Genomic DNA, 8399 nt, shown 5'->3' on the forward strand with positions numbered 1-8399 from the left:
CGCAAGCTGAAGGAAAAATACAGCCCAGCCGAAACCAATTTCGGAACGAGCCTCGGCGACCTGCTGAAGGCAGCGTTGGAGGATAAGGAATAATCTTGCAGCACAATGCAAAAGCGGCCTTGTGCCGCTTTTTTTAAGGCTCTGTTATTATTCATTGTTGATTTTCGTGTAAGTATGAGGGTTCATTGGCGGAGAATTTCCGGCTATTGTATATAGAGAAAGCTTAAGAAGCAGTTATAAGCGGAGATATTCCGATTAACTGCTCTAAATAAGACAAAATCCAAAGGTCTGGATCCTATAAACGGAAAAACTTCCTTTATTTTTAAGGAAATATGGCTAATCCCCAACTTAAACGGAATTTTACCGTTTATTTTTCAAACACAGTGAAATCCACATTCAGTTTTATCAAAGCCTTCGTTAATAAGGTTGTAAATCCTTCCTCCTAAATAGTATGATTATCGATGGAATTATTTAGTTATGAAGGAGAAACATCATGAGATTTAGAGATTGGGATCAAAACTTGAAAGTCCGCCTTTATGGCGAGGCTTTAATGAATATTACTTTTTGGATGTTTTTCCCGTTTTTGACGATTTATTTTGCGGAAAGCTTTGGCAAGGGGAAGGCAGGATTCCTGCTGATTTTTTCACAAGTATTCTCGGTTTTCGCCAATTTGCTTGGCGGCTATACCGCTGACAGATTCGGCCGTAAACGGATGATGGTCATTTCCGCCTTTGGCCAGGGCATCGCCTTCCTTGTTTTTGCTTATGCCGTTTCACCGTGGTATACCTCCCCTATGCTAGGCTTCATCTGCTTTGCTTTAGTTGGTGTTTTTGGATCCATCTACTGGCCTGCAAGCCAGGCGATGGTCGCGGATGTCGTGCCTGAAAAGGATCGCAGCAGTGTTTTTGCCATCTTCTATACTTCTATCAATATCGCTGTTGTTGTCGGGCCAATTCTCGGAGCTATTTTTTATGTAAAATATCGCTTTGAATTGATGGTGGCAGTCGGCATTATTTCAATCTTGCTCGCACTGGTACTCGCCAAATGGACGAGAGAAACGGTGCCCGCGTCAGCTCAGAAAGAAAGAGCAGCTGATGGAAAATGGTACGACTTCCTGAAAAATCAGCTTGCTGATTATAAAGTCATCGTCCAGGATAAAATTTTCCTGATGTTTATCGTAGCAGGGATTTTAGCCGCGCAAACCTTTATGCAGCTTGACTTACTATTCCCTGTTTATACGAAGGATACCGTCAATAATCAGACGGTGCTCGAGCTTGGCAGCAAGATTTTCACTGTGAATGGAGAGCAGGCTTTCGGGCTGATCCTTTCTGAAAATGGACTTCTTGTTGCCCTCTTCACGGTTGTCGTGACGAAATACATGATCCGCTTCCGCGAGCGGAACGTTTTTCTCGTGTCATCGATTATTTACGCAGTCGCGATCCTGATGTTTGGTGCAACGAACTGGATTTGGGGTTTGATCGCGGCGATGGCTGTTTTCACATTAGCTGAATTGATGACTGCTGGCCTGCAGCAAACCTTCATTTCAACCCTTGCGCCTGAGCATATGCGTGGACAGTACTTTGCGGCTGCATCATTAAGGTATACGATTGGCCGGACAATCGCGCCGATCAGTATCCCGCTGACGGTCTGGATCGGTTATGGCTGGACTTTTATCATCCTGAGTATTTTGGCACTCTTTAGTGCAGGCTTATATTGGGTGATGTTTAGGATGTATGAGAATAGGAAGGCAGCTGAAAAAATGGTTTAGTGTGAGCATGGGGACTCGTTCCCTGTGCTTTTTTGTTGCTATGGAACGCCCAGATTTATTTTAGTTTGCTAATCATATCTGGAATTTTTTTAAGGTATTTCCAGTTCTAGCATATTTAGCAGGATTTCGATTTTGCATAAGCATTCCAACTTCGAGCATAAATTCATGATTTCGGCCATAAATATCCCGGACTGAACGCAACGACAACAAAAAAACCATGCAGATTTCAAATCCTGCATGGTTTTACTCTTATTATTTCGTTTTGGCATCACTATACTTAAATGTCATGAAGACAAACAATAAAAAGCTCAGCAAGAGTGTGGATCCGCCGACAATGTAGAAAATCATCGTGAATGTTTCCGGCAGCGGGAATGGCTTTACATTATAAAGCCACATGCCGGCAGTCAATCCGATGCTCCCTATGATAGCTGTCCAGACATGAAATATTGCTAGCTTTGAAGTTTTTGGTACCTCGTAAGCTCGGTAATAGCTAGAAAAGGCAAATAGGCTTAACCAGCCGACTACTAATATATGTGCGTGGACTGGGCGGATGGCATAGTCTCCTGCCCCCGCCATGTGGGACCCTAGGAATGCCCCGATGAATGCGTAAATGGCTGATAATCTTAATAAGACAACATCATATTTCATGTCAAAAAGTCCTCCTGAACCGCTTTTATATACCGTTACATTTTAACTCACCTGTCTCCGGTATTCCAGTTACAGACCCTGACGCTCAGCAATGAGGAGATGTAGTCTCTACTTTCGGAATCATGTCTGTTCTAGTCGAATGTCTTAAGTTTCTTTTTTCCTATAAAATCGTTACAATATAAAAGAAGATTCAGAAAAGGGGCGAAATAAATGAGTGATTTTCATACAAATTTAGAAAAATATGCGGACCTTGCTGTCAAGGTTGGCGTTAACATCCAGAAGGATCAGACGCTTGTAATCAATACTACACTTGATTCAGCTGAGTTTGTGCGCGTTCTTGTAAAAAAGGCATACGAAGCTGGCGCTAAAAATGTAGTTGTCAATTGGAATGATGATGTCGTTTCCAGAACAAAATACGAGCTTGCACCTGATGAGTCTTTCAACGAGTATCCAGAATGGCGGGCACGCGAAATGGAAGAGCTTGCTGAAAATGGCGCAGCCTTCATGTCGATCGTTTCTTCAAGTCCTGACCTTTTAAAAGGTGTGAAGTCTGAGAGAATCGGAAACTTCCAGAAAGCTGCTGGCACAGCACTTTCCAAGTACCGCAAATACATACAATCCGATAAAGTAAGCTGGACGGTCATTGCTGCTCCTTCTGAGGGCTGGGCAAAGATGGTCTTCCCTGAAGAACCGGCTGAAACACGAGTTCAAAAGCTTTGGGATGCCATCTTTAAGGCTGTCCGTGTGAATACGGAAGATCCTGTTGCTGCATGGAAAGAACACGATGCTTCCTTGCATGAAAAAGTAGATTACCTGAACGGCAAGCGCTACAAAAAGCTGCATTATAAAGCACCAGGTACAGACTTGACTGTTGAGCTGCCTGAAAAACATATCTGGGTTGGGGCTGGCAGTGTGAACGAGAACGGCCATGAATTCATGGCGAACATGCCAACTGAAGAGGTATTCTCTGTTCCGTTAAAAACTGGCGTAAACGGCTATGTATCAAGCACGAAGCCGCTTAGCTACGGCGGCAACATCATCGACCGCTTCAAGCTGACATTTGAAAACGGAAAAATCGTTGGCGTTGAAGCTGAGGAAGGCGAAGAAATCCTAAAGCAGCTAGTCGCTACTGATGAAGGATCGCATTATCTTGGTGAAGTGGCACTCGTTCCATTCAACTCGCCAATCTCTCAATCAAATGTACTTTTCTTCAACACTCTTTTTGACGAAAACGCATCAAACCACTTTGCGATTGGCAGCGCTTATGCTTTCTGTATCGAAGGCGGCAAGAAGATGTCTTCTGAAGAATTGGCAGAGAACGGCTTAAACGAGAGTATTACTCACGTCGACTTCATGATCGGTTCTGATAAAATGGACATCGACGGCATCTCTGCGGATGGAAATGCTGAAGCAGTGTTCCGCAACGGAGATTGGGCATTCTAATCATTCTTATAAAACAGCTGTACCCCACAAAAAAACCGGGTACAGCTGTTTTTTATCTATACGGTACCACCCATTGTGATATAATGAACTTATCTAAGAGATATATTGTTAACCTATTCGTTTATCTGGGGGCGGCGTCTTGATCCAGTTACAAATCATTGTGTCAGGAGAAGTTCAAGGTGTGGGGTACCGGTATTATACACAAATGAAAGCTATTCAATTTGGCATTACAGGCTGGGTGAAAAATCTGCAGGAAGGCGGAGTGGAAATCCTCGCTTCCGGTGAAAATGATAACCTCGAACGTTTCATTGATGAAGTACGCAGAGGCAATCCCTTCTCAACAGTAGACCATATTGAAGTTAACGAAACCGTAAAAACCGAAACCTATCGATCTTTCGCAATTAAATACTAAGGCTTTTTGGGCCTTTTTGAAAAACAGTACATAATAAGAAGGCAGAGGACATCGATCCTCTGCCTTCTATTTTTTTAATAAACGTTGGACCTAATCAAATGAAATAACGGTTCCATCAGGCTCTTTTAAAATGGCATCTCTCATCTTTCTCAATTGGTCCTCCTCGCTTGCCTTTCCCCCCAACAGCGATAGCAGTCCGAGTGAATCAAGCAGGCCGCCGGTCCAGTTTTCCAGCTGCGCTGTCAACGCCGCGTCTTCTGGGCACAGTTCATTAAGTGCTTTGTTTTCTTTTAAAGCCTGGTCGATCAATTCAAGGCCTAGTTCCTTTGTAATTTGTCCATTAGCTTCAGTTAATTTTTCACAGGCCGTTTTAGCTGTTTGATCTACCGTTTTCTTTACTGGTTCTACGACAGGCTGGGTAACTGCTTTTGCTGTTTCAGCAGTTGTTTTGACCGTTTCTTTGACTGGAGTGGTAACCTTATTTACTTCACCTATCACCGGGCTGACTACTCCATCTGCAACCTTACCGACTGTGTCCTTGACAGGAGTGGTCACTTTGCCCACAGTATCCTTAAGTGGGTCGGTTACTTTACCAACAGTATCCTTTAAAGGATCGGTTATTTTATCGACGGTATCTTTCAACGGATCGGTTATTTCCCCAACGGTATCTTTCAACGGGTCCGTTATTTTCCCTACCGTGTCCTCCAATGGATCGGTCACTTCACCTATAGGGTCTGTCACACCGTCAAGGACGGGATCCGTTATACCACCAATTCCGTCCGCAACTTTTCCGTCTTTCAATAAATCTCCATCACAGGTCAACGGCAATTGACCAGATGTAATCTTCCCGATTTCCTGCTTCATTTGCTCAAAAGGCATCGAACTTAAATCTTGTAATATTTTCAGGTTACTAGGCTTCTGGACCCCGCCATCCCCGTTGATCGTTTGCAGCTGAAGCTTGTCAAGGCTGCTGCTATCAGCATTCATGGAATGGGCGACCATGGTCACATCTTCAAGCGCCGCGCTTGGCATCAATTTTGCTGCATGCACACAAGCACCCTTGAATGAAATGGCACTTGTATCTACTTGCATCCCTTTAATGTGGACAGGTCCGCTCGCTTTCATCGTAATACTGACAGTCCCGCCAGATGTTTGGAGCTGTTTCGTCAGTTTCATTCCATAAATTTGGACCGTATCATAGGTGATCCGCAGCATCGGTTCAGCCTTAGAGCCTGCTTTCTCACCCATGATGATCATCGCCTTCATATTTTCTCCGACCACTCTGTCAGCCTGGATGATGAATCCACCAGCACCATAGGTGGAGGCGCCAGCTTTTTGGATAAACGGAAAAAATGACAGGGCGGCAAGCTGAATGCTTAAAACAAATAGAATCAGTTTATTTTTTACCAACCAGGAAAACTTCATTTTGTCTCTCCTTTACCCTGTTTTGACTGCCTGATCAGCTATGTTTGTTTCCGGTGCTTCGACCTGAGCTGCCGGCACAACCCGCCAGGCTGTTAACAGTGAACCGCCGATAATTCCGAAAATCGTTCCGAACAGGAAGCCGCCAAGGGCCCCGATTACGGATAAGATCGACAGGAATATGACAATGATGCCCAATGCTTTAGAGGCGCTTGGCAAAAAGAAAGACATCAGCCCCATCAGCGTGATTAATCCACCGAACAGGAGCCCGATGACTGCAACGGATCCAGGCAGGAATGTACTCAAATATAGATTCAGCGGCACCCATAAGATCATCAGTCCGCTTAGGACAGTTAAGATTGCTCCCATAAAAGGCCTTGTATGCCTCCACTTTTTAAAAACCATCGTTCGTCACCCCGATTATTTTTTATCGATTTTCTCGACGGTTAATTTCATCCCAGCCATATTGATCGTTTCCTGAAATAAGTAGTGTGTTTTTAGCTTCGCATTTTCCAGAATGATTGTACTTGAAGTCTGTTCGAATTGTTTTGTCCAGTCATCGCTGTGATTTTCCTTCAGGGCAAGGTTCTGGAACTTTGCGTTTGCCTCGATCAAGCCTGCGTCATGCTGCAGACCTGAAATCTGCACAGGCTTGGACGCCTGGATTTTTACACGGATCCAATCGCTGCCTACTTTAAAATCCTTGTATAATTTCAGGTTATCAATCGTAAGTGTTTCAATTAAATTTGTTCCCTGTGGTGCCGAATCTGAGCTGCTGGTCTCTCCCATCTTCGGGTAAAATTTGTAGCCTTCCCCCTGGAGCTTATCGAATTCCACGTAAAAGTCGCCAACGCCGGCGATCGGCACTGCATACGCTACACCTGAAAGTCCAAAAGATACAAGCAGCAGCCCGAGCAGCAGGACTCCAGATCCAAGTGAAGTCCAAAATACTTTCTTATTAATCTTGCTTTCCATTACGACAGCTTCATTCAAGGAAGCCACCTCCGTTAAAATATTTTTAAAATTCAAAATTAATTCAATTTCCTATACCTTATCCCCTAAAAATAAAAACGATAACCGCGGAAAATATCGTAACTATTTTGTTACCCCCGTCGTTTGTCGGGTATATAAAAATCAACGTACAAAAATCTGAATTTTGAAACGAATATTCTTTTACCTGGATTAAGAGAGTGAGGACCACCCTATGGAACATAAAATAGAAGAGTTGGCTATGAGAGGTTTATTTCTTTTAAAGGCAAGCGAGAAACCATTTCTTAAAGAATGGGTTAACTTTAAAAAGGACTTAAAGGCCTGGCAAAATGATCTTGTCCTGGAATTTGAAGGAATGATTACTTTTGGCTTTAAGAATTTATCCAATACTGCTTTTCAATCCTCAAATGAATTCATCCTGGCACTTGTCCATAAATGGCAGAAAAAATATCCCGAATTTGTCGATGATGTCGACGCGATCTTTTTAATCAGCGCAGTTGAAAATCTTTTTCATAAGGTCCTGAAACAAAAAGAAGATACTAGTTTCCTTGACCATCAGGCAATCCAGATTTTTTTTACGAGAATAATCGATAAGGTATTGAGGACTCAGCAGCTAGAATACCAGGATGATAAATGGCTTCAGACGATACTCAATTTGCGGACGGTTCCTAGTAATTGGCTTGCGATCATCAGCACTGAAAAATCTCAATATAAGGTAAGCAAGGTTATTTGTTCAGATGGGCTTGCGGTTAACGAACAGTTGATTGCGATGTGCGAGGGGCTGCAGGCTGATGGGGCAGGCGATCTTTCTATGGCCTTGTCGCGGCTTCTGACTCCAGGAATGGAAGATTGTCAGATCCTTACGATTCCTGTACTAACGGAGACACTGATTATATGTGTGAAGGAGCAGGCCGAAACGATTACACCGGAGCAAATCGAAACGCTTCGGAAGATGTACTTGAAGCAGATGAAGCTTAATCACCTCGAAAATGAGCTTGAATGGAAGGATTCAACCTTGCTGTTCCAGCAGCGATTAATCCATTCACAGAGCGCTACAGATGCAGTAAAGATGATTACCCAGGGACTGGTAGATTACCTTCCTTTTACGCGCTGTGCTTTATTCATTTATTCGCCGGGTGAACAGAGCGGCGTCGGTGTCCATGCACATAATGTCTTTTCCGGGTCCGTCCAGCAGATCAAGGAAAGCATTGCCGAGTTTCCGCTGCTTACAAAATACCTGAAGCACTTCAGCCATTCTAAACCTATTTTTATTGAAGAAGCGGCCGAGATATTACCGGATAAATATGTGCGTGAATATAGTTTGAAATCATTGGTCGTCCTGCCAATCTATGTACCTGCTGAAAATAAACTGATTGGCCTGGCACTGCTCGACCGTGGCGAAAACACAGCGTTCACCGTCAATAACCAGACGCTGACGGCGTTAATCAAGTTCGGCCAATATGGCGGTGAACTGCTAAACAAATACTGGGAAGACGCTGTCCAGCTATTTGGCGTGCAGCGTGCCATCCTTACATTGCGCGAGCGTGAAGTGCTTAAGCTGATTGCCGAAGGAGCATCCATCAACGAAGCAGCCGGCACCCTCCACCTCAGCATCTACACCGTCCGGGACTACATCTCAGCCATCATCCAAAAACTAGACGCCAAAAACCGCACCGAAGCAGCCGTCAAAGCCCTAAAAATGCGCCTAATACAGTA

General features: G+C 44.0%; 8 protein-coding genes. 4 read left to right on the plus strand and 4 right to left on the minus strand.

Features of this window, described 5'->3' with window-relative positions; translation table 11 throughout:
• Positions 1 to 493: 493 nt before the first annotated feature.
• Positions 494 to 1768, plus strand: coding sequence for an MDR family MFS transporter (locus WB217_RS09010; protein ID WP_423992677.1), 1275 nt, complete (start codon positions 494 to 496; stop codon positions 1766 to 1768).
• A gap of 252 nt (positions 1769 to 2020) precedes the next feature.
• On the opposite strand, the gene WB217_RS09015 is transcribed toward WB217_RS09010, so the two are convergent.
• Positions 2021 to 2416: a hypothetical protein gene (locus WB217_RS09015; RefSeq protein ID WP_423992679.1), complete on the minus strand. Its 396-nt coding sequence runs from the start codon at positions 2414 to 2416 to the stop codon at positions 2021 to 2023.
• Between the two features lie 210 nt (positions 2417 to 2626).
• Here WB217_RS09015 and WB217_RS09020 point away from each other — a divergent pair, with 210 nt between their 5' ends.
• Positions 2627 to 3859: an aminopeptidase gene (locus WB217_RS09020; protein WP_423992681.1), complete on the plus strand. Its 1233-nt coding sequence runs from the start codon at positions 2627 to 2629 to the stop codon at positions 3857 to 3859.
• A 139-nt stretch (positions 3860 to 3998) separates the two neighbouring features.
• Entirely contained in the window at positions 3999 to 4271 is a 273-nt protein-coding gene (locus WB217_RS09025) for an acylphosphatase (protein WP_423992683.1), read from the plus strand.
• A 90-nt stretch (positions 4272 to 4361) separates the two neighbouring features.
• Here WB217_RS09025 and WB217_RS09030 read toward each other — a convergent pair whose 3' ends face one another.
• From WB217_RS09030 to WB217_RS09040, 3 genes are read right to left on the minus strand one after another with little or no spacing between them, the layout of a single operon-like run.
• Complete coding sequence (locus WB217_RS09030; RefSeq protein WP_423992685.1) at positions 4362 to 5696, minus strand: hypothetical protein; 1335 nt, start codon at positions 5694 to 5696, stop codon at positions 4362 to 4364.
• 12 nt (positions 5697 to 5708) lie between these two features.
• Positions 5709 to 6098, minus strand: coding sequence for a DUF6114 domain-containing protein (locus WB217_RS09035; RefSeq protein ID WP_423992687.1), 390 nt, complete (start codon positions 6096 to 6098; stop codon positions 5709 to 5711).
• 15 nt (positions 6099 to 6113) lie between these two features.
• On the minus strand, positions 6114 to 6686 hold the full coding sequence (locus WB217_RS09040) for a DUF6230 family protein (RefSeq protein WP_423992689.1): 573 nt from the start codon (positions 6684 to 6686) through the stop codon (positions 6114 to 6116).
• Positions 6687 to 6897: 211 nt separating this feature from the next.
• Here WB217_RS09040 and WB217_RS09045 point away from each other — a divergent pair.
• On the plus strand, positions 6898 to 8399 hold a 1502-nt coding region (locus WB217_RS09045), incomplete at its 3' end, for a response regulator transcription factor (protein WP_423992691.1).

Source organism: Mesobacillus sp., assembly GCF_049588175.1.
Lineage (GTDB): Bacteria > Bacillota > Bacilli > Bacillales > Cytobacillaceae > Mesobacillus.

Bases quoted from the DNA above. Each gene is read 5' to 3' on its own strand.
- WB217_RS09010 (WP_423992677.1), top strand. From the start codon at position 494: ATGAGATTTAGAGATTGGGATCAAAACTTGAAAGTCCGCCTTTATGGC.
- WB217_RS09015 (WP_423992679.1), bottom strand. From the start codon at position 2,416: ATGAAATATGATGTTGTCTTATTAAGATTATCAGCCATTTACGCATTC.
- WB217_RS09020 (WP_423992681.1), top strand. From the start codon at position 2,627: ATGAGTGATTTTCATACAAATTTAGAAAAATATGCGGACCTTGCTGTC.
- WB217_RS09030 (WP_423992685.1), bottom strand. From the start codon at position 5,696: ATGAAGTTTTCCTGGTTGGTAAAAAATAAACTGATTCTATTTGTTTTA.
- WB217_RS09035 (WP_423992687.1), bottom strand. From the start codon at position 6,098: ATGGTTTTTAAAAAGTGGAGGCATACAAGGCCTTTTATGGGAGCAATC.